The following is a 20,568-nucleotide window of genomic DNA, read 5'->3' as shown; positions in this document are numbered from 1 at the left end:
GAGCCGTAAAAAGGCTTCCCTTCACGAAAATAATGATTATTATTCTCATCCATAATAAAACGCCACGGCCAAACCGGGCGACGTTTTGCTTTTGGTTCCAGTGTGATGCAACCCATTCTGTATGTTTAAAAGGGAGTTCTTATGCCGTTACGTCACCTTTCCATGCCGCGCGCACTGCTTGGCGCGCTGTTCATCGCCGGTACCTTTGCGACCTTCACGACAGAGGCGGCCGATGAGATGCTGCGCAAGCCGGTCGGCAAAGGCGCGTATGAAATGGCTTACAGCCCGTCGGAGCAGGCGCTGTTTGTCGCCACCTCCCAGAGCCGCAAGCTGGATAAAGGCGGCGTGATTTACCGCCTCGACCCGACGACGCTTGATGTCACTCAGGTGATTCATAACGATCTCAAACCGTTCGGCGCCGCTATCAATACCAAAACCAACACCAACACGCTGTGGTTCGGCAATACCGTTAATGGCGCGGTGACGGCGGTAGATGCGAAAACGGGCGATGTGAAAGGGCGCCTGGTGCTTGACGGGCGCGTGCGTTCAGAAAGCGTGAAGCCGTTGCAGCCGCGTGAACTGGTGGTCGATGAAAACACCAATACCGTGTATATCGGCGGCATTGGCGACGAGAGCGAGATCTGGGTGGTGGATGGCGAGACGGTGAAACCGCGCGCCAGCATTACGGGGCTCGGTAAATACAGCGCGGGGCTGGCGCTCGACGCCGCGGCGAAACGTCTCTATACCACTAACGCCGACGGCGAATTTATTACCATCGATACCGCGACCCATAAAATCCTGTCGCGCAAAAAGCTGGCCGACGACGGTAAAGAGCACTTCTTTATCAACCTGAGCCTGGATACCGCTAGCCATCGCGCGTTTGTGGCGGATTCGAAGCAGCCGCAGTTGCGGGTTGTTGACACCCGTACCGGCGAGGTTATCAAAACCGTAGAGGCGCCTAAGGCGCTCGCCGTATTGTTTAACCCGGCGCGCAACGAAGTCTATCTGACGCACCGCGAGGCGGGCAGCGTGAGTGTGATTGACGCCAAAGGTTACGCTGTCACTAAAACCTTCCAGACGCCGGTGCATCCGAACAGCCTGGCGCTTTCAGCGGACGGCAAAACGCTGTTTGTTACCGTGAAGCAGGCTTCCAGCCGCCAGCAGGAAGCCACCCGCCCGGATGACGTCATCCGCATCGCGCTGTAAAAAAAGCCCCGCGTCTGCGGGGTATTTTTTTAACGCTGCATGCCCCAGCGCCGAACGGTCGCTTTTTCCAGCGTGGCGAACACCAGTCCTTCCACCAGCAACCCGATGATAATCACGGTTGCCAGACCGGCGAACACCCTGTCCGTAAACAGCTCGTTGCGGTTCTGGAAAATATACCAGCCCAGCCCGCCGTCGCCGCTCGACGCGCCAAACACCAGTTCGGCGGCGATAAGCGTGCGCCAGGCGAACGCCCAGCCGATTTTCAGCCCGGAGATAATGGACGGCAGCGCCGCCGGGATCAAAATGTTGAGCACCAGCCGCGGGCCGCTCAGCCCGTAGTTTCGCCCGGCCATTCGTAAGGTTTCCGGCACGCTCTGAAACCCCGACCAGGTATTGAGCGCAATCGGCCACATCACCGAGTGGACCAGCACAAAAATCAGGCTTCCCTGACCGAGCCCGAACCAGAGCAGCGCCAGCGGCAGCAGGGCAATCGCGGGCAGCGGGTTAAGCATCGCGGTCAGTGTGCTGAGCAGATCCCGCCCGAGCTGTGTTGAAATCGCCAGCGCGCTGAACACCAGCGCCAGCACGCTGCCAATGGCGTAGCCTTTTAACAGCGTGCCGAGCGAGTTGAAGATTTTCGCCGGCAACTCGCCGCTGTGCATGTCTTCGCTGAAGGCGCGCAGCGTTTGCAGAAACCCCGGCAGCATCAGATCGTTATTCTGGATACGCGCCACACCTTCCCAGAGGGCGAGCAGCAAAATGACCAGCAGCGTTTTGCGTACCCAGGCCTGGTTCCACAGTCGGGTGCTTAACGGCAGCGGCGTGTCCAGCGGCAGCGCGCCGGGCAGCGCGGTTTCACGCTGATACTCGGGACGGACGGGGGGCAGTGGCGCCATAGCGGGTCTCCTTCGCCGGTTGGGTGGCATGAACGGGGAACAGCAGGTCGTGAATGTGGCGTGCGGCCTGTGCAAACGCCGGGCTGGCGGCATCATCCATCCCAAACTGATGACAGTTGATCTCCGCGCGTACCTGGCCCGGATGCGGCGAGAGCACCAGAATGCGGCTGCCGACCATCAGCGCTTCTTCAATGGAATGGGTCACGAACAGCAGGGTAAAACCGGCATCCTCCCAGAGTTCCAGCAGCTCTTCCTGCATGTGGCGGCGCGTGAGCGCATCCAGCGCCGCGAACGGTTCATCCATCAGCAGGATTTTCGGCTTCATCGCCAGCGCGCGGGCAATCGCCACGCGCTGTTTCATGCCGCCGGAGAGCATATGCGGCAGCGCGTCGGCAAAGGCGGCAAGCCCCACTTTGTCGAGAAAGTGCAACGCCCGCTCGCGCGCGTCGGCTTTGCTGGCCTGACGGCTCGCCACCAGCGGGAACATGACGTTCTCCAGCACCGTTTTCCACGGCGGCAGCTGATCGAACTCCTGAAACACCATCATGCGATCCGGCCCCGGTTTAGTGACAACGTCACCTTCAAGGCGAATGGTGCCGCTGACGGGCGTCAGAAAGCCGCCAATGGCTTTCAGCAGGCTTGATTTGCCGCAGCCCGACGCGCCAAGCAGGATGAACCGGTCGCCGGGCCAGACGTCAAAAGAGACCTCATGCGCCGCGCGAACGCGGCTGTCACGGGTGCGGTACTCCAGGCTCAGCGCGTCGAGACGCAGCAGCGGGCCATCAGTCTGTGCATTCAGCATGGCTGTCTCCGTTAAAAGGGCGCATCGCCTTCGATAGTGGTGCGGTACAGCTTGCGGCGCAGGTGCGCCGGGCAGCCGGTCGCAAGATGAATCAGCGAACGGTTATCCCAGAACACCATATCGCCGGGTTGCCACTGATGGCGGTAGATATGTTCCGGGCGCACGCTATGGGCCCAGAGCGCCTCCAGAATCTCGCGACTCTCCGTCTCCGGCAGCCCTTCGATATGCGTGGTGAATCCTTCGCTGACGAACAGCGCCTTGCGCCTGGTTTCGGGGTGGGTACGCACCACCGGATGCGACACCGCCTGCACCTCGGCCAGCTGCTGTTCCGTTAATTGCGGTCGCCAGTGGCTGCCGAATTTCGGGCGGCTGTAAGTGGCGGTGTACGAGTGCACCGCTTTTTTGCCCTCTATAGCGCGCCGCAGTTCGGCGGGCAGCGTTTCATACGCCAGCTCCATGTCGGCGAACAGCGTGTCGCCGCCTTCCTCCGGCAGCTCCTGCGCATAGAGCATGGAGCCGAGACTTGGCAGCGTTTTATAGGAGAGATCGGAGTGCCAGAATTTACCGGCGTCGCCAAGACCAGTCGGCTGACCGTTCTCAATAATGTTTGAAACGATGAGAATTTCCGGGTGGTCAGGCAACAGGAACTGCTTCAGCACATGGATTTGCAGCGGCCCGAAGCGGCGGCTGAAATCAATCTGCTGACGCGGCGTGAGTTTCTGGTCGCGAAAGACCACCACGTGATGGTCGAGGTGCGCCTGATGAATGCGCGCGAAGTCGGCGTTATTGACGGGAAGGCGCAGATCCAGCCCTGTGATTTCCGCGCCGAGTCGCGCGAAGGGCGTAATGGTAAACGACTGCGCGGCAACCGGCGTGGCGTTAAGCGTTGTGGTCATCTGTTTTTCCTTTATCGTCGCAGGTGAATTAACTGCCGGGATTTTCCCAGGCCTCGTTAAAGAAATAATCTTTCCAGCTGTCGGCTTTATTTTTTAATACGCCAAGCTCATGCAGCTTTTCGGCATAAATAAAGGTGCGTTGCGGCGAGACGGTGAATTCAATTTCAGGATCATTCACAATTTTTTCGACCAGCGCTTGCGGCAGGCGCGATTTTTCGGTGCGGATATACGCCGCGGCCGCCGCCTTTTTATCGGCGTTAATAATTTTCGCCGCCTCGCTTAAGGCGCGGTAAAACGCACGGTAGGTTTTCGGGTTGTCGTCGTGGAATTGCTGGGTGGTGTAGAGCACGTTGAAGGTGGCAGGGCCGCCCAGCACGTCGTAGGAGCTCAGGATCTTGTGGACATTGCCGTGCTCCAGCGCCTGGTACTGAAACGGCGGGCTGGAGAAGTGCGCGGTGATTTCCGACTTCCCGGCGATAAGCGCCGCGCTGGCGTCCGGGTGCGGCAGGCTCACGCTGAGTTTATCAAAGCGCTTATAGTCGCCGTTGCCGTAAAGCCGCGCGGTTTCGATTTGCAGCGTACGGGACTGGAAGCCCACGCCCGCCGCCGGTACGGCGATGCGGTCTTTATCGGTGAGATCGCGAACGCTTTTCACGGCCGGATTGTTGCTCAGCAGATAATTAGGCATCGAGCCGAGCGACGCGATGGCTTTGACATTCTGGCGGCCTTTGGTGCGATCCCAAAGCGTGAGGAGCGGCGGCACGCCCGCCGAGGCGACGTCCAGCGCGCCGGAGAGCAGCGCTTCGTTCATGGCGGTGGCGCCGGAGAGCGTGCGCCACTCCACCTTAATATCGAGCCCGTCTTTTTTGCCTTCTTTTTCGATAAGCTGCTGGTCGCGCACCACATCCAGCAGTAAATAGCCGATGCCGAACTGCTGGGCGATGCGGATATTGCCTTCAGCCTGCGCCAGTCCGGCAGCCGTCATTAACGCCAGCCCCAGCCAGGCGCGCCCGGTCATTTTTTTCATAACTATCCCGCTAATAATAAAAGTGAAGGGTGATATATCGTTCTGGCTTTTATCGTGCAGGGGCGGGAATAAAAATGAAAAGTGTTTATTGGAATAACTTAGCGCGAATAAATAAATGCTTTTTTTAGCGAAGCTTTGCCGGAAATGAAAAAAGCGGGCCGCAGCCCGCTCTGATTATTTCGCCGGAATGACCTCGGTGACCAGCGTCGGCATCTCCCAGGCGCCGCCTGAATGCACCAGCCGGCACTCGCCGGTATTCTCGTCGTTGCTCTGTACAAACGCTTCGCCGTTCCAGGTCCAGCTGGCGATCCCCATGCAGTCGCCGATGCCGCGCCCGCGCTGTACGGAGGTGATAACGCCTTTGTCATAATCGCTGCCGATAAGCGTCACCAGCGTCGGCTTGCCTTTCAGCGATTCGTCAATGACCCAGTAGCCATTGCCTTCGTTATAGGCGGCGCGCCAGCAGGTGGCGGAGATCAGCGCTTTGCCGTTGCCGAGCGGCGTGACGGTAACCGGCTCGTTACGCAGGATGTCATCGCTGAACCCGTCGCAGCTGTCGCCATCGAGTTTCGTGGCTTTCAGGCGCGGCAGCAGCGTGGCGAGCGCCGCCCCGGTGAGCGTGGTGGGTTGCGCGTCGCTGACGGCGGCGGCGTGGATAACCGGGGCGGGGACCGGCGCCGGTACGGAGCTTTCAGGTTTATCGCCTTTTTTTATGATGGCGCCGGGCGTACCGATACGTCCCTGGACGTCGTCCATTTTCAGCAGCACGGCGCTGGCGCCCGCTGCGGAGAGCGCAAAGCGGCGGTTGTCAGAGTGAAACACCACGCCGCCTTTGCCTTTCACGGCTTTCAGTACGGCGGCGGTCTGCGCTTCATCAAGCTGCCAGGTTTCTTCTTTGCGGTTTTCGCTCAGCGTGCCGAGAGTTTTACCGTCAATTTCAAGGCGCATCGGCCCCTGCGACGGTTTGTCGTCGTCATTCATATCGCCAAGGCGGATCTGGCCGGTGACCGGCGCGTCCGGCCCGGCCTTGCGCGTCAGCAGCAGCGAGCCGCCGGTGCCTTCATCCGCCTCATACGCATCCACGCGGCAGGTGCCGGTGTTATCGCAGACCATGCTCCAGTCTTTATGGTTGAAGTAAGGCGGCTTTGACGTCGCGGCGGCGACGCTTAGCGCGACGCAGAGCGGCGCCAGGGCCAGCGCCCGGAGAGTTGCAGATTTCATAACGGTTCCTTGTAGACGGAGTGCAGCGCCATAGCGTGAAGGGCGGCGGCGTTTCGGACAAGCTACCAGTAATAGTACGCATAAAAAAGGAGCCTTTCGGCTCCTTTTCACCACACGCTATTTACTCCTGATGCGGTTGCGGCGCGGTGCTGTGGATCTCTGCCACGCGCTTACGCACGCCAAACCAGCCCGCAATCAGCAGGACAGCGATAAGCGGTATGGAGGCGACGGTAAAGGTGCCGTTCGGGTAGTCAAACGCCATCAGCACGATGACCGCGGCCAGGAACAGCAGCGTCAGCCAGGACGTAAACGGCGCGCCCGGCAGCTTAAAGGCGATATCATCCGCTTTGCCTTCTTTGATAGCTTTACGCAGGCGCATCTGGCACACCACGATAAACGCCCAGGAGGAGATAATGCCCAGCGACGCGACGTTCAGGACTATCTCAAACACCTGCGACGGCACCAGATAGTTCAGGAACACGCCGACGATGTAGACGCAAACGGTGACCAGAATACCGGCGAACGGCACCTGGGATTTGCTCATCTTCGACATAAACTTCGGCGCGGAACCGCCCATCGACATGGAGCGCAGGATACGGCCGGTGGAGTAGAGGCCGGAGTTCAGGCTGGAGAGCGCCGCGGTCAGCACCACCATGTTCATGATGTCGCCGATATACGGCACGCCAAGCTTCGAGAAGACGGTGACGAACGGGCTCTGGCCCGCCTGGTAGGCGTTCCACGGCAGCAGCAATACCAGCAGCACGACGGAACCGACGTAGAACAAACCGATACGCCAGATAACGCTGTTAATCGCCTTCGGCACCATCGTCTGCGGGTCTTTACATTCGCCCGCGGCGGTACCGACCAGCTCGATAGACGCAAAGGCGAAGACCACGCCCTGAACCAGCACCAGCGCAGGCAGCAGGCCATGCGGGAACAGGCCGCCGTTATCGGTTATCAGATGGAAACCAGTGGCGTTGCCGTCCAGCGGTTTACCGGTGCCAAGAAACACCACGCCGACCACCAGAAACACCACGATGGCCAGCACTTTGATAAGCGCAAACCAGAACTCCATTTCGGCGAACCATTTCACGCCAATCAGGTTCATGGTGCCGACAATCGCCAGCGCGCCCAGCGCGAAGACCCACTGCGGCACATCGCCGAACGCGCCCCAGTAGTGCATATAGAGCGCCACGGCGGTGATATCGACAATACCGGTCATCGCCCAGTTAACGAAATACATCCAGCCTGCCACGTAGGAGGCTTTCTCGCCGAGAAACTCACGGGCGTAAGAAACAAAACTGCCGCTCGACGGGCGGTGGAGCACCAGCTCGCCCAACGCACGAAGGATAAAGAACGAGAAAATACCGCACACCAGATACACCAGCGCCAGCGACGGCCCGGCCGCCTGAAGACGCGCGCCCGCGCCTAAAAACAGACCGGTGCCGATAGCGCCGCCGATGGCTATCATCTGCACCTGACGGTTGCCCATCGCTTTGTGATAACCCTCTTCATGAGAGTTCAACCAGCGTCGTTTCGCGGCGCGATGCTCAGCCGCGTTTTGCTTCGTTGTTTTCATTGGTTTTCCTGTAATCCTGTCTGAACCTGAACGAGCCAAAATAACCGACCGCCGTAAACCAACCAAACGTTTGCCTGTGCTGGTTTTTTGTACGGCAAATGTTCGTCTTTCCTGTGATTATGTTGTACGGATAAGACAAAACATGGCGCAGCATCCTAACCTCAAACTTCGGGCTACGCAAAGCCTACCAGTGAGGGTGTGAGCCAGAACGGATTAGCACGCAAAACACTCAGGGTTGTTGTTTATAACGCGCGCAAAATCCAACGCTTTATACGCGGCGGCATGGCGCCTTGTCTTGTCACCCGAAACCCTGATAATGACGTTTTTCTGTGCAAGCATGAGGCGAGGAGAGCCGATGAAACGCAAAGTCAGCGTGCTGTTAATGATGATAGTGCTCGGGAGCGCCGCGCAGGCCGCGCCCGTTTCGCGCCCGGATGATGTAGTCGAACCACTAATGGCGCGCTACCAGATCCCCGGTATGGCGGTGGCAGTTTCGGTGAACGGCGAGACCCATTTCTGGCATTACGGCGTGGCGTCGAAAGCGACGCGCAAACCGGTGGATGAAAAGACGCTTTTTGAAATCGGCTCGCTCAGTAAGACCTTTACCGCGACGCTGGCAAGCGCGGCGCAACAGGAGGGCAAACTCGATTTCAGCGCGCCCGCCAGCCGGTATCTGCCAGCACTCAATGGCAGCGCGTTCGACCGCGTGACGCTGCGTCATCTCGCCACGCACACCTCGGGGATGCCGCTGTTTGTACCGGATGACGTGAAAAACACCACGCAGCTGATGGCGTGGTATCGCGCCTGGCAGCCCGCGCAGCCGGTGGGGACCGAGCGCGTCTACTCGAATCTTGGGATTGGGATGCTCGGGATGATCACCGCGAAGGCGCTCGATAAGCCCTTCAGCGAGGCGATGGAGCAGGGACTGCTCGCGGATTTCGGTATGACGCACAGCTTTATCAACGTGCCGGATGCCGCGATGGACGACTACGCGCAGGGCTATAACAAAGACGATAAACCGGTGCGGGTCACGCCCGGCCCGCTGGATGCCGAATCCTACGGGCTGAAATCCAGTAGCGCCGATCTGCTGCGGTATCTGCAAATTCAGCTTGGCGAACGTGATGTTGCTCCGCGCTGGCGGCAGGCGATTAACGCCACGCACAACGGCTACTACCGCAGCGGCGAATTCACGCAGGGGATGATGTGGGAATATTATCCGTGGCCGTCGCCGCTCTCACGACTTGTGGAAGGCAACAGCAGCCAGCGCATCATGAAAGGGCTGACGGCGACCGCTATCGTGCCGCCGGAGCCTGCGCCGCAGGCGGCGTGGTATAACAAAACCGGCTCGACGAACGGGTTCTCTGCCTACGCGGTGTTTATTCCGGAAAAACGCATCGCGCTGATTATGCTCGCCAACAAGTGGTTCCCGAATGACGACCGCGTCAGAGCGGCTTATGACATTATTCAGGAACTCGATAAGTAGCGCCGTAAAAAAAGGCCGCCCGTAGGCGGCCTGTTCGTGAAGCCACGCTGTCAGAGCTGCGTGATCACCACATCCTGGTCCAGACGGGATTTCGGCAGGGTGGCGTTGAAATCCGCATCGCTGCGATAACCAATTGTCGCCACCACCACGCTACGCAGACCTTTTTCCTTCAGGCCCAGCACTTCATCCATTTTCTCCGGGTGGAAGCCTTCGATAGGGGTCGCGTCAAGGCCCATCGCGGCCGCGCCCAGCAGCAGGAAACCGAGCGCCAGATAAGCCTGACGGGTCATCCACTCGCGCTGTTGCTCCGGGGTCTGGCTGTTCAGGCCCACAAAAAAGCGGCGGCCTTTGTCATTACCGGCGCGCGCTTCGTCGCTGTCGTAACGGCCATCCTGCTGCTCTTTTTCCAGCAACTGCAGCAGATGCGCTTCGTTTAGCTCTTCTTTAATGGTGAAGACTACAGTCATGGCGGCGTTCTTCGCCTTCACCTGGTTGGCGTCCATCAGCGCCGGCAGGATCTGCTGTTTGCCTTCCTCGGTGGTAACGGCAAAAAAGTGCCACGGCTGGGAGTTGACGGAAGAGGGGCTAAAGCGCAGCAGATCCAGCAGTTCCTGCTGTTGTTCTGCCGTCAGCTTACGGCTGTTGTCATAGGCTTTGCTGGTATGGCGCGTGCGGATAATTTCATTAAGGTTCATAAACGTTTCCCGGTTGAATGCCGCGCCGTCCGTGACGGCCGCGGGCAGGTTACACCATTGTTATCTTCATTAAGGGCAGGATAGTAGCCTAAACCAGACGGCAGAAAAACCTGCCGCCAGCGCCAGGCCGCGTTGAGGGCAAAAAATGCCAAAATTCGTGACAACGTCACGTATGCGGCGTTTGGCCAGGGGTAAAAAACGTGAATTCCGCGAGAGATTTCAGGCATGATGAAAGGCCGTTCACGTTTAAGGAACCGTTATGCCGCATATTGATGTGAAGTTCTTTCCGCGCGATCTCAGCGATGCGCAACAGCAGGCGCTTGCCGACGAGCTGACCCAGGTCATCGTAAAGCATCTGCAAAGCAAAGAGAGTTCGGTGTCGGTGGCGCTCAATGAAGTGCAGCCGGAGCAGTGGAAAAACGACGTATGGGATAAAGAGATAGCGCCGCAGCTCGACACGCTGGCGCGCAAGCCTGGCTATGAGATGTAAGCCATAAAAAAACCCTGCCGGAGCAGGGTTTGTTGTTTAAGCGCGGTTATTTTTTCTCAACCGGCTTTTTCGACTGGCGTTCTACCGGGGGCACAGATGCGCCCATTTCCGCGCCGGTCACCGGGTTGATGCCCGGATCGGACTGTAAACGCTGTGCCATGGTCAGTACGCTCGCCTGCTGTTCCGGCGAAAGCTGGATATCAATCATACCGTCGCCTCCATTAACTGCCGGCTGCGGATCGGCGACGTACTCGAAGTTCTCGTCGCTGTTCCAGCTACCGCGCAGGTCGTCACCTTTGGACATGTTGTAATAAACATTCGCATACTGTTCCACCGGCGGCAGTTTGCCCGGCGGGAAGTTATTACGAATAGAGTAGAGCGCTTTTTCAAATGACAGCATATGCGCGACTTCACGGGTCATCAGGAAGCCCAGCGCATCTTTAACGCCCGGATCGTCCGTCAGGTTTATCAGTCGCTCATAGATGATCTTGGCGCGCGCTTCGGCGGCGATGTTTGAGCGCAGATCCGCCGTCACTTCGCCGATCGTATCAATGTACGCCGCAGTCCATGGTACGCCTGCGGAGTTAGTCAGCGGCGGCCCGCCTCCGTAGAGGACCTGGGTCAGGTGGCTGTCGTTACCCGCGCCGGTAATGGAGCGATAAATTTCGCCTTCGGCTTCGGTGGCTTCCGCCAGGTCACCCTTAGCGCCTTTGTTGAGCATCCCCACAAGGGAACCGATAATTTCCAGATGGCTCAGTTCTTCTGTGGCGATGTCCATCAGCATTTCTTTACGTGCCGGATCTTCATCTCCCAGACCCTGGGTGAAGTAGCGGGTGGCGGCGGCGAGTTCGCCCTGCGGCCCACCAAATTGCTCCAGCAAAAGATTTGCCAGACCCGGATTCGGTGCCGCGACGCGGACCGTATATTGCAATTGTTTTACATGTCGGAACATCAGGTTCTCCTGTTTTACACGACAACACTCAATTTGTGCCTGCCAGAAAACTGGCAGGCAAATTAATCAAGAATTTATTTTTTCGCTTCAACGCCAGGCGCGGCGGCGCGATTAAGGAATTGCTGAGTGACATCCGGTAAATGGTTCAGACACCATTCGGCCATCGCAATTTCCTGTTCAAGGATTTGTTTAAATACCACTACGCCCTGTTCGTCACCCACCGCTTTTGCTGCAGCAATTAGCGAGGTATAACAGGCAATTTCAAACTGTTCGAAGACATAGCCGCTGATAGCGCCTTTAACCACTTCGTCAGAGGCGAACATGCCGCCAACGGCCTGGCCCATCGCGGACATTTTGCTCATGGTGTCTTTTACGACAGAGGTCGATACGTTATTTCTTTCAATAACAGAATTAATCAGTTGTTGCTGGTGGCGCGTCTCTTCCAGATGCTGCTCAAGACGTGATTTGAGGTCAGGATAGTGCTCAATACGGGAGGCCATTGACTCCAGCATCTGTTCCGCTTGTTTCTCCATCGCATGAGCGTCACGCAGCCAGTCATGATAATTTTCTTCGTATGTCGTCATAAATCACCTCTTCCGAAATATACAGTTACCTGTAAAGAAATATTTATGCGTCCTCTACAGAATTTATAAATTTGATACGCACTAAAAAGCGTAGCAGATATTTTCGAAAGGGAGCGGTAATCCGGGATATTCTGTTTTTTGAGAGTAATCCTAAGTTAAATTAACTGGATAATAATTATTCACTTGCGTCGTAAATATGTACGCCCAGCCGCATATTGTATAACTTCAACAAATAAATAATTGCAATTGAATTTTATTTTTACATTGCCTTTACATAAAAGGAAATAAAGGAAAATCATTCCCCTAAGCGAAGCGGTAAAAAGCGCTGCGGGTTTTATCATCGACGTGGTAATAGCGTCGCCGTGCGGCACTGGCTCTCGCGCATACGGTTATGATTCAACAACCTGAACACGCCATGTCACATCGCTTCACGCTAAAGCAGCTATTATCAGACAGGCTAAGGACGCAGAATAAGGAACCCTCATGGCATTCAGACGACAGGATTATTACAGCCGTATCGGCTACACCGGCGAGTCGCGCCCGACGCTTGAGACGCTCAACGCGCTACACAGGCATCACACCGCCGCCATTCCCTTTGAAAATCTCGATGTGCTGTTAGGGCGTGAGATCCTGCTCGATGACGACGCGATTTTCATCAAGCTGGTGGAGGCGGGGCGCGGCGGCTACTGTTTTGAGCAAAATGCGCTCTTTGCCCGTGCGCTGGCGGAATGCGGGTTTGCCGTGGAGGCGCTTGCTGCGCGGGTATTGATAGCCGACCCCAACGACATGCCGCCGCGCACCCACCGGCTGGTGCAGGTCATGCTTAATGATGAACCGTGGATTGCCGATGTTGGCTTTGGCGGCGCGACGCTCAGCGCGCCGATCCCGCTCGCGCATGGCGCTGAGATAACCGGCCCTGAAGGACGATTTCGTGTTGAGAGCCAGCAGAGCGAATTTTTGCTGTTGAAAGAAGAGGGCGACGACTGGCACGCACTTTACCGCTTTGACCAGGCGCGTCAGTACCCTGCGGATTACCTGATGGCCAACCACTTTATCGCCCACTGGCCCGATTCCCATTTCCGCCATCATCTGCTGGCGGCGCTGCATCCGCCAGGGCAGAAACCGTTAAAACTGCTGAATCAGCATCTCACTGTGAATGGCGATCGCCAGACGCTGGCGGATGACGACGCGGTATATGACTGCCTGCAACGGGATTTCGGGATGCGCTTCGACCACCCGGAACACGGCGTCACCCGCGAGGCGTTCTGCGCGATGATGGCGCAGCTGCCTCGCGATAACCCCTAAATGCGGGCGTGCTGCTGGCGAAACTGACCGGGCGTAACGCCCCAGGCGCTTTTAAACGCTTTGCTGAACGCGGCCTGGGTCAGATAGCCACACGCCTCGGCCACCCGCCCGATAGCGCGTTGTTCGCGCTCCAGCAGCCGGGCCGCGCGCGCCATGCGCACCTGGTTCAGCCAGCCCTGCGGGGTGAGCGGGTAACGGCTTGCAAAGTGTCTCGCAAAGGTGGATCGGGAAAGAAAGCAGCGCGCCGCCATGCTCTCCAGCGTCCAGGGGTGTTCGGGGTTCGCCAGTACCGCGCTGACGGCGGGCGCCAGCCGTTTATCCGCAAGCAGCGGCAGCATGCCCGGCGCGGCGTTTTCCTCGCTTAACAGCGCGCGCAGGACCAGTGTCAGTAAGGTCGAGGAAAGTTCGCGCACAATCGCCGCCGCGCCCGGGCGCCCGCTCAGGCTCTCATCCGACAACATTGTTAATAATGCCGTCAGCGAACGGCAGTCGTCCCGCGCGCCTGTGGCGATACGTTGCACCGCAGGCTGCCCGCTGAACAGCAGCGCGCCGCTGACGCCGGTGCGAAATTCACCGCACAACATGACCAGCGGCGCCTCGTCGCCTTCGGTGACGACTTCGGTGATGACTCCATTCTCGTGCCGCTGCGCGGGCGCGCGGGCGCCGTCCTGCTTATGGCTTTCCAGGCGGTGCGGCGCGCCATGCGGCAGCAGAAAAATATCGCCCGCCTGCGCCGTGATAACCTCGCCATTAAGCACCAGACGCGCGTTGCCGGAGAGGATCGCATGCCATGGGATATGACCGGCCGGGCTTTGCGCGTGATCTGACGCCCAACGCCCGGCAAAACGGCAGTGTAAATCAATGGAGCTTTCCGGCGCGAGGAGGGCGATAAGCTGGCTGAGGCTGTCCATAGAACTCCTGAGACGATAAGACAAAAATCCGGGACGCCGGACGGCAGATAGCGCCGGGCGTCATGCGTACTATGCACGGAACGCCCGCAGACGGGCATTCATTCACGAAGGAGTGCATCATGAGCCGTTTACAGACCATTGCGACAGACACCGCTACCGGTAAAACCGCCCAGCTGTTTGATACGCTGAAAAGCGCGATGGGTAAAGTCCCGAATGCGTATGCCACGATCGGCAGCAACGCCCCGGAGATGCTGTCACAGGCGCTGCAACATACTATGGCGCTGAAAAAAGGCGCGCTGAGCGCCCGCGAGCTGGAAGCCATTAATCTGGTGGTGAGCGAGACCACCGGCTGTGATTACTGCCTTGCCGCGCATACGCTGATGGCGAAAAAAGCGGGCTACAGCGCTGAAGAGACGCGAGCGTTGCGTGCCGGACAGTTCGCCCAGGACTCGCATATCGACGCGCTGCTGCGCTTTGTGAAAACCGTCATCACGACCCGCGGCACGCTGCCGGAAAGCGACGTGACTGCGCTGCGCGCTGCCGGTTTCGACGACCGTCAGGTCATTGAGATCCTGAGCGCCGTCAGCGCCATCCTGTTTACCAATATGGTGAACCGGGTGAATGACACTGTGGTGGATTTTCCGAAAGCAGAATAATCCGCAGACGGCGGGGGAGGGGAGCGGTAATAACGATATCAATGCGTTAGCGTATTTCTCCCCCGCGATGCTTTAACGCGTCTTTGCCCGGTGCCTGGCAAAAGTCACCGATGCGCAGTATAAGAAGTAAACACCGCTGATACGCGTAACCGGAGATGATAATGACTATGAAAGTGCTGGGCTATGCCGCGCAGAGCGCCGAAGCGCCGCTGGCTCCCTTTGAATTTACCCGCCGCGCCCCGCGCCCCGATGATGTGGTGCTGGAAATTCTCTACTGCGGCGTTTGCCATTCCGATCTCCATCAGGCGCGCAACGACTGGGGCTTTAGCCAGTATCCCATCGTGCCGGGCCATGAAATCATTGGCCGCGTCACGGCGGTCGGCAGCGACGTGAAAAAATTCAAACCCGGCGATCTCGCGGGCATCGGCTGTATGGTCGATTCCTGTCGTACCTGTCACCCGTGTCGCGACGGGCTCGAACAATATTGCCTCGAAGGCTGCATCCAGACGTATAACGGCATTGACCGTCACGATGGCGAATTCACGTTCGGCGGCTATTCGCAAATCATTCTCGCATCGCAGGATTTCGTGCTGCGTCTGCCGGAAGGGCTGGATCTTAAGGGCGCCGCGCCGTTGCTGTGCGCCGGGATCACTACCTGGTCGCCGCTGCGCCACTGGAACGTCGACAAAGGCAGCCGTGTCGCGGTGGTTGGTCTTGGCGGTCTCGGGCATATGGCTATCAAGCTTGCCCATGCGCTCGGTGCCGATGTCACGCTGTTCACCCGCTCACCGGGTAAAGAAGAGGACGCCCGCCGCCTCGGCGCGCATCATGTGGTGCTCTCTGAAGAACAAAGTCAGATGCAGCAGGTAGCTGGACATTTCGATTTGATCATCGACACGGTGCCTTATGCGCATGATATCAACCCGTATCTGTCCACGCTTAAAATCGACGGCACATTGGTCTTTGTCGGCCTGCTCGGAGAAGTGCAGCCCGCAGTCAATACGGTACCGATGATTATGGGGCGGCGTAGCGTGGCGGGCTCCTGCATTGGCGGGATCGCGGAGACGCAGGAGATGCTCGACTTCTGCGCGAAACACCATATTTCCGCCGATGTGGAAGTTATCAACATTCAGGAAATCAATGAAGCGTGGGAAAGGATGCTGAAAAGCGACGTGAAATATCGCTTTGTCATTGATATGGCATCGCTCCAGCAGGGCGCGCGTCTTGCGCCTGTGACGGCCGCTTAACGACACGGTCATCAACGTTATAAAGCGGGCCTGATGGCCCGCTTTTTTATTACGCCTGTTTCGGCTGGCCGTTCGACGCTGTCAGGCCGCCATCCACCGGCAGATTCACGCCAGTGATATAGCGGGCATCGTCGCTGGCGAGAAACGCAATCGCATCGGCGATATCTTCCGGCTCGCCCGCGCGCTTCATCGGGATACGCTCATAGAATTTTTGCAGCAGCGCGTCATCCTGCTTTGTATCTTCCGTCAGGTCGGTAAAGGTAAAGCCCGGACAGATGGCGTTTACGCGCACGCCGTCAGCGCCGTAATCCATCGCCAGCGATCGGGTAAAGTTCGTCACGGCGCCTTTCGCCGCGTTATAGACGCTCATCCCCCAGTCGCCGCCAAGCCCCGAGACGGAAGAAATATTAATCACGTTGCCTTTGGTCTTCAGCAGGCCCGGCATAAACGCGTGCAGACAATAGAAAACGCCATTGAGATCGGTGCCCATCAGTGTTTCCCAGTCCTCAAGCGAAATCTCATGAATTTTACCCTGCACAATCACGCCGGCGTTATTCACTAACACATCAACGCGACCAAACTCATCCGTGACGCGCTGAGCAAGCGCCTGCACCTGTGCCGCATCGGAGACATCGCAGGGCGCTACCAGATGTTTGCCTTGCGCAAGCGTCGCCGCCACTTTATCGAGTTTTTCTTTGGTACGGCCAACCAGCACGACGCTTGCGCCTTCACGGGCAAACCGACGTGCCGCCGCCGCGCCAATCCCTGATCCTGCACCCGTCACGACCACGACTTTTTCTTGAAAACGGTTCATACATCCTCCTTTCCAGTGTCTGGCACAATGCTGTGCTTAATCATCAAGTCCTTGTTAACTCTGGCATTCATTACGCGCTTCGCAAGTTGATGCTCTCAGAATCCACGTAACTGTCTGATTTCGCTTAAATAAAAAGTCATTTAAAAATGTGACGTAACCCAAACTTTCGCGCTGCGAATTAACCGGGGTCAAAAGAGAGGGGCTTTAGCTTTGCGTATCAATGGCTTACTCATTTATCATAAAGCTATTATTGTGCGGCTCCGCTTACCTGTGGATAACATGTGCAAAGTGAACAAAAAATATCCTGAGCGGTGATCCCATTCGATCCCGCCGCATGCAGAGCCGTCAACCCTGTCACTTTTAAAGATCCTTTGAGATTAAGTTGATCTTAATTTCGATCCCGACCTTTTTAAGCTGGCGTTAATTTCCATGCCCTGAGCCGGGCGGAGGAGAGCAATGAGCATTTCCCGTGAATATGTGACTTTTCTGTTGGATCAGCTGGCGCCCCTCGGTGCGGTTGACACCCGCCGCATGTTTGGCTGTGTGGCGCTGTTTCAGGCGGGGCGGATGTTTGCGCTGGTGGACGGCGATGCGCAGGTGTATATCAAAGCGGACGCGCAGAACCGCGAGCAGTTTATCGCGCAGGGGTTCCTTCCTTTTACCTATATCACGACGCGCCGTAGCGGCGGCCAGCAGGCAGTGGCGCTTGGTTATTACCACATATCAGAGGAGCTGGTGGAGGATAGCGCGGAATTATTACGCTGGGCGCGCGAAGGACTTGCCGCCGCGAGGCGTGCGCCAGAGAAAAAACCGCGTAAAACCTCGCGATAAATTGGCGCACTGCCTTAAGCGAACGATAATCTACTGCTTTAGTTACAACATACATTAAAGGATCCAAGTATTATTCTGTAACGTCAGCGCCGTCTCAAAAGCTTCGCAAGATAAAAAAGGGCGCAAACAGCAGGGGCGGCGTGTGGGAAACAGGCATAAAAAAAGCCAGACGCGCTGGCTTTAAAAGGGGAAAGAAGGGCGTTTAAATCTCGCTGCCGGGGCGGGCGAACGCCTCGCCGATGGCGTAGAAATGCCCGCCCGCCACGTGATGAAGACTACGCAGCTCCGGCGGCGCCTCTTCGAAATGCCAGCGGCCATCGTGAAATACGCGGGTATCGGCCCAGGCGGCAGTCACCTGGCCGATAAACAGATCGTACTGCTGCTGATTATGCGGCTCGGGAATCAATTCGCAGGCGAGCCACGCGGAACAGCCCGCGACGAGAGGCGCCTCAACGCCCTCCATCCGAAACAGCTCCGCACCGGCGAGTTTCAGTTTTTCAGGTTCGTTATGCAGGCTCAGCGTGCCTAACTCATACGTCATTTCACGCTGCGCGACGGTCGGCACCTGCAATACAAAAGTGCCGCTGCGCTCCAGCAATTCACGGGTGCGGGCGATTTTGTCGATAACCACCGTCACTTTCGGCGGCGAGAAATCGAGCCCGCAGGCCCAGGCCGCCGCCATGACGTTTTCCACGCCGTCATGGCGGGCAGAAACCAGCACCGTCGGTCCGTGGTTGATTAACCGGTACGCTTTATCGAGCGGCACCGGCGCCATAAAGGAGTGACTGTCATTCATACGCATAACCCTGTGTTGACGTAAGCGGGCAGGGTAACACACCCGCCCGCGAGGCGTTTTGCGCTACGTGTCCCGCATGCCGAGCGCGAGAGACTGCGCCGGATCGAACAGCGACAGGCTCTCAATCTGGTTCAGCAGAATGACTTTGCGATAGGCGAGCGCCGATTTCTCCCCGGCCTGAAGGGTGATGTCATGGCTGTCATACCAGGCGCTGTAGTTATGCTCGACGCGCAAATCCAGCGTTTCGCGATCGCGGTAGCCGCTCAGCATCGGGATTAAGACCAGGTTACTGATGTCGCTGCGGGTGCTGTCGAAGGTCGCGCTGTGGATCATCCCGATGTAAACGCGCTGGGATTTCATCGTTATCCAGATAAGCTCGCCCTCTTCCATACATTCATAGAGCAGCCCCTCGATGCCGTTCGCGCGTGACAGCGTGCGGTAGAGCGAGCGACGCCCGCTGTTGTCGAGCTTTGCCGTGGGCGACCAGTTCGCGCGGTAGAGACAAAACACAATGGCAAAGCCCAGCATCAGCACAACCGGCGCCTGGATGCCGAGAAAGCTCCAGTTCATAAACGCCATCTGGTAGTGATAGTCGTCGCTGCCGGACCATGCGGGGAACGCATTTAGCAGCGTAGAGACCCCAAGCAGCCCCAGCCATAACAGACCGGTCGCGATAATGCCCTGCAACACGAAAATACAGCCGTAGAGCGCCACCAGGAAATAGACATCCCACCCTGAGGTGCGCATAAATTTAAAACGGGTGGAGAGGTCGCGGCTGGTATACCAGTAGCCGCACACCATCAGCACCATAAATATCGCCGTTCCCATCTTAAGCCCTCTTCAGCATTTCAACATGACGGGCGAAATCTTCCTGTACGGCGAGACACGCAACGTTAACCGAGGCGTTGCCGTCCTCATCGATGATAATGCGTTCTCCTTCGTCAATGGCATCCTGGATATGCGCCGGATGAACGGCATGAACCAGCTTTTCCGGGCTGGTAAAAAGCGAGCGAAATATTCTTAGCATGTAAAACCTCCCGGCCAACAGTATAGAAAGCCTGGTGGATGCAGGGAGAAAGAAAGGGGTTTTACGGTTTTATCTGATGAAAAAGGCCCGCCTGCGCAGCGGGCAGTTGATTATTTCAGCGTATTCAGACCATCCAGCAGCGCTTTATGGAGCCGCTCCGGCGCCTGAATTTGCGGGGCGTGGCCGAGATCGTCAAAGGTCACGAGCGTCGCGTGTGGAATGGCGCGCGCCGCCGCTTTGCCAAGCGCCGGATAGTCGCCCAGCGTCTTTTGCACCTCTGGCGGCGCGGCGTCTTTGCCCGGCGCGGTCGTGTCCTTATTGCCAATCAACAGCAGCGTCGGCATTGTCAGTTGCCCGAATTCATAAATTACTGGCTGGGTATAGATCATGTCGTAGAGCAGCGCGGAGTTCCACGCCACTTTCTCTTTGCCCGCGCCCTGATACATGCCTGCCAGCATCGTGACCCAGCGATCATATTCCGGTTTCCATTGCCCGGCGTAATAGGTGCTCTGTTCATAGTGGCGAATGCTCTGCGCGCTGGTTTTCAGTTCGCGCTGATACCACGCCTCCACCGACTGCGCCGGCACGCCTTTGGCTTTCCAGTCCTCAAGGCCTATCGGGTTAATCATCACCAGTTGTTCTGTCTCATTGGGATACATGAGCGCGTAGCGCGCAGCCAGCATCCCGCCGGTAGAGTGGCCAATAAGGGTTGCCTTTTTCACGCCGAGTTTTTCCAGCAGCGCGTGGGTATTCTGCGCCAGTTGCTGAAAGCTGTACTGGTAGCGCTCGGGTTTGGTGGATTTACAAAAGCCAATTTGATCCGGCGCGATAACGCGATACCCGGCGTCGCGCAGCGTGCGAAGCGTTGTATCCCAGGTTCCGGCGCAAAAGTTTTTGCCGTGCATCAGCACCACGGTGCGGCCGTTGGGTTTATTCGGTTTCACATCGATATACGCCATCTGCATTGGCTGGCGCTGGGAGTCAAACTCAAAGCGCGCGACCGGCCAGCCGTAATCGAAACCTTCAAGTTCCGGGCCGTAAGCGGGCGTTTCGGCAAGCGCAGGGACGGCGAGGGCGCAAAGCAGCGCCGCGCAGGAAAGGCGTAAAGACACAGGCGGTTCTCCATAACGGTTTTATCAGCATTCGTTTT

General features: G+C 57.6%; 22 protein-coding genes. 7 read left to right on the top strand and 15 right to left on the bottom strand.

What is annotated here, in order from left to right; translation table 11 throughout:
* Positions 1 to 141: 141 nt before the first annotated feature.
* Entirely contained in the window at positions 142 to 1,206 is a 1,065-nt protein-coding gene (locus AB8W27_RS10355; RefSeq protein WP_041923533.1) for a YncE family protein, read from the top strand.
* Between the two features lie 29 nt (positions 1,207 to 1,235).
* On the opposite strand, the gene AB8W27_RS10350 is transcribed toward AB8W27_RS10355, so the two are convergent.
* The 6 genes from AB8W27_RS10350 to ansP form a co-directional block, all read right to left on the bottom strand.
* Complete coding sequence (locus AB8W27_RS10350; protein WP_041923534.1) at positions 1,236 to 2,102, bottom strand: ABC transporter permease; 867 nt, start codon at positions 2,100 to 2,102, stop codon at positions 1,236 to 1,238.
* Complete coding sequence (locus tag AB8W27_RS10345; RefSeq protein ID WP_041923535.1) at positions 2,062 to 2,904, bottom strand: ABC transporter ATP-binding protein; 843 nt, start codon at positions 2,902 to 2,904, stop codon at positions 2,062 to 2,064. The genes AB8W27_RS10350 and AB8W27_RS10345 overlap by 41 nt, the downstream gene beginning before the upstream one ends.
* A gap of 11 nt (positions 2,905 to 2,915) precedes the next feature.
* The gene (locus AB8W27_RS10340; protein WP_041923536.1) at positions 2,916 to 3,800 is read right to left on the bottom strand and encodes a TauD/TfdA family dioxygenase; all 885 of its coding nucleotides are present in this window, start codon (positions 3,798 to 3,800) and stop codon (positions 2,916 to 2,918) included.
* A 28-nt stretch (positions 3,801 to 3,828) separates the two neighbouring features.
* Positions 3,829 to 4,827 carry an ABC transporter substrate-binding protein gene (locus AB8W27_RS10335; protein WP_041923537.1) on the bottom strand — a complete coding sequence of 333 codons (999 nt, stop codon included), beginning with the start codon at positions 4,825 to 4,827 and terminating at the stop codon, positions 3,829 to 3,831.
* A 174-nt stretch (positions 4,828 to 5,001) separates the two neighbouring features.
* Positions 5,002 to 6,048 (bottom strand): DUF1176 domain-containing protein, encoded by a 1,047-nt coding sequence (locus AB8W27_RS10330; RefSeq protein WP_041923538.1) that lies wholly within the window; start codon positions 6,046 to 6,048, stop codon positions 5,002 to 5,004.
* Between the two features lie 121 nt (positions 6,049 to 6,169).
* Complete coding sequence (ansP, locus tag AB8W27_RS10325) at positions 6,170 to 7,627, bottom strand: L-asparagine permease (protein WP_041923539.1); 1,458 nt, start codon at positions 7,625 to 7,627, stop codon at positions 6,170 to 6,172.
* Positions 7,628 to 7,982: 355 nt separating this feature from the next.
* Here ansP and ampC point away from each other — a divergent pair, with 355 nt between their 5' ends.
* Entirely contained in the window at positions 7,983 to 9,110 is a 1,128-nt protein-coding gene (gene ampC, locus AB8W27_RS10320; protein ID WP_041923540.1) for a class C beta-lactamase, read from the top strand.
* A gap of 50 nt (positions 9,111 to 9,160) precedes the next feature.
* Here the strand turns inward: ampC and nfsB are convergent, their stop codons facing one another.
* Positions 9,161 to 9,805 (bottom strand): oxygen-insensitive NAD(P)H nitroreductase, encoded by a 645-nt coding sequence (nfsB, locus tag AB8W27_RS10315; protein WP_041923541.1) that lies wholly within the window; start codon positions 9,803 to 9,805, stop codon positions 9,161 to 9,163.
* Between the two features lie 259 nt (positions 9,806 to 10,064).
* On the opposite strand from nfsB, the gene pptA reads away from it, so the two are divergent.
* Positions 10,065 to 10,295, top strand: a complete 231-nt coding sequence (gene pptA, locus AB8W27_RS10310) for a tautomerase PptA (protein WP_015741238.1) — start codon at positions 10,065 to 10,067, stop codon at positions 10,293 to 10,295.
* 46 nt (positions 10,296 to 10,341) lie between these two features.
* Here pptA and AB8W27_RS10305 read toward each other — a convergent pair whose 3' ends face one another.
* Complete coding sequence (locus AB8W27_RS10305) at positions 10,342 to 11,247, bottom strand: manganese catalase family protein (protein WP_041923542.1); 906 nt, start codon at positions 11,245 to 11,247, stop codon at positions 10,342 to 10,344.
* Positions 11,248 to 11,321: 74 nt separating this feature from the next.
* Positions 11,322 to 11,831, bottom strand: a complete 510-nt coding sequence (locus AB8W27_RS10300; protein WP_015741240.1) for a ferritin-like domain-containing protein — start codon at positions 11,829 to 11,831, stop codon at positions 11,322 to 11,324.
* A gap of 483 nt (positions 11,832 to 12,314) precedes the next feature.
* Here AB8W27_RS10300 and AB8W27_RS10295 point away from each other — a divergent pair, with 483 nt between their 5' ends.
* Complete coding sequence (locus AB8W27_RS10295) at positions 12,315 to 13,136, top strand: arylamine N-acetyltransferase (RefSeq protein ID WP_015741242.1); 822 nt, start codon at positions 12,315 to 12,317, stop codon at positions 13,134 to 13,136.
* Here AB8W27_RS10295 and AB8W27_RS10290 read toward each other — a convergent pair.
* Positions 13,133 to 14,047 (bottom strand): AraC family transcriptional regulator, encoded by a 915-nt coding sequence (locus AB8W27_RS10290; protein WP_041923543.1) that lies wholly within the window; start codon positions 14,045 to 14,047, stop codon positions 13,133 to 13,135. The genes AB8W27_RS10295 and AB8W27_RS10290 overlap by 4 nt on opposite strands.
* 119 nt (positions 14,048 to 14,166) lie before the next feature.
* Here AB8W27_RS10290 and AB8W27_RS10285 point away from each other — a divergent pair, with 119 nt between their 5' ends.
* On the top strand, positions 14,167 to 14,703 hold the full coding sequence (locus tag AB8W27_RS10285; RefSeq protein ID WP_041923544.1) for a carboxymuconolactone decarboxylase family protein: 537 nt from the start codon (positions 14,167 to 14,169) through the stop codon (positions 14,701 to 14,703).
* A 161-nt stretch (positions 14,704 to 14,864) separates the two neighbouring features.
* Positions 14,865 to 15,950 (top strand): NAD(P)-dependent alcohol dehydrogenase, encoded by a 1,086-nt coding sequence (locus AB8W27_RS10280; RefSeq protein WP_015741245.1) that lies wholly within the window; start codon positions 14,865 to 14,867, stop codon positions 15,948 to 15,950.
* A gap of 49 nt (positions 15,951 to 15,999) precedes the next feature.
* Here the strand turns inward: AB8W27_RS10280 and AB8W27_RS10275 are convergent, their stop codons facing one another.
* Positions 16,000 to 16,764, bottom strand: a complete 765-nt coding sequence (locus AB8W27_RS10275; protein WP_015741246.1) for an SDR family NAD(P)-dependent oxidoreductase — start codon at positions 16,762 to 16,764, stop codon at positions 16,000 to 16,002.
* 456 nt (positions 16,765 to 17,220) lie between these two features.
* Between AB8W27_RS10275 and AB8W27_RS10270 the strand changes: the two genes are divergently transcribed.
* Complete coding sequence (locus AB8W27_RS10270; RefSeq protein WP_015741247.1) at positions 17,221 to 17,595, top strand: TfoX/Sxy family protein; 375 nt, start codon at positions 17,221 to 17,223, stop codon at positions 17,593 to 17,595.
* Positions 17,596 to 17,797: 202 nt separating this feature from the next.
* Here the strand turns inward: AB8W27_RS10270 and AB8W27_RS10265 are convergent, their stop codons facing one another.
* The 4 genes from AB8W27_RS10265 to AB8W27_RS10250 all read right to left on the bottom strand — a co-directional run bounded on the left by AB8W27_RS10265 (position 17,798) and on the right by AB8W27_RS10250 (position 20,530).
* The gene (locus AB8W27_RS10265; protein ID WP_007761132.1) at positions 17,798 to 18,391 is read right to left on the bottom strand and encodes a flavin reductase family protein; all 594 of its coding nucleotides are present in this window, start codon (positions 18,389 to 18,391) and stop codon (positions 17,798 to 17,800) included.
* 63 nt (positions 18,392 to 18,454) lie between these two features.
* Positions 18,455 to 19,219: a hypothetical protein gene (locus AB8W27_RS10260; RefSeq protein ID WP_015741249.1), complete on the bottom strand. Its 765-nt coding sequence runs from the start codon at positions 19,217 to 19,219 to the stop codon at positions 18,455 to 18,457.
* 1 nt (position 19,220) lies between these two features.
* Positions 19,221 to 19,418 carry a hypothetical protein gene (locus AB8W27_RS10255; protein WP_015741250.1) on the bottom strand — a complete coding sequence of 66 codons (198 nt, stop codon included), beginning with the start codon at positions 19,416 to 19,418 and terminating at the stop codon, positions 19,221 to 19,223.
* Positions 19,419 to 19,528: 110 nt separating this feature from the next.
* Complete coding sequence (locus tag AB8W27_RS10250; protein ID WP_041923545.1) at positions 19,529 to 20,530, bottom strand: alpha/beta fold hydrolase; 1,002 nt, start codon at positions 20,528 to 20,530, stop codon at positions 19,529 to 19,531.
* Positions 20,531 to 20,568: the final 38 nt, after the last annotated feature.

This window comes from Cronobacter turicensis (assembly GCF_041222865.1).
Classification (GTDB): domain Bacteria; phylum Pseudomonadota; class Gammaproteobacteria; order Enterobacterales; family Enterobacteriaceae; genus Cronobacter; species Cronobacter turicensis.
The sequence above is the reverse complement of the archived record's forward strand: the minus strand, read 5'-3'. Positions and strand labels throughout refer to the sequence as shown.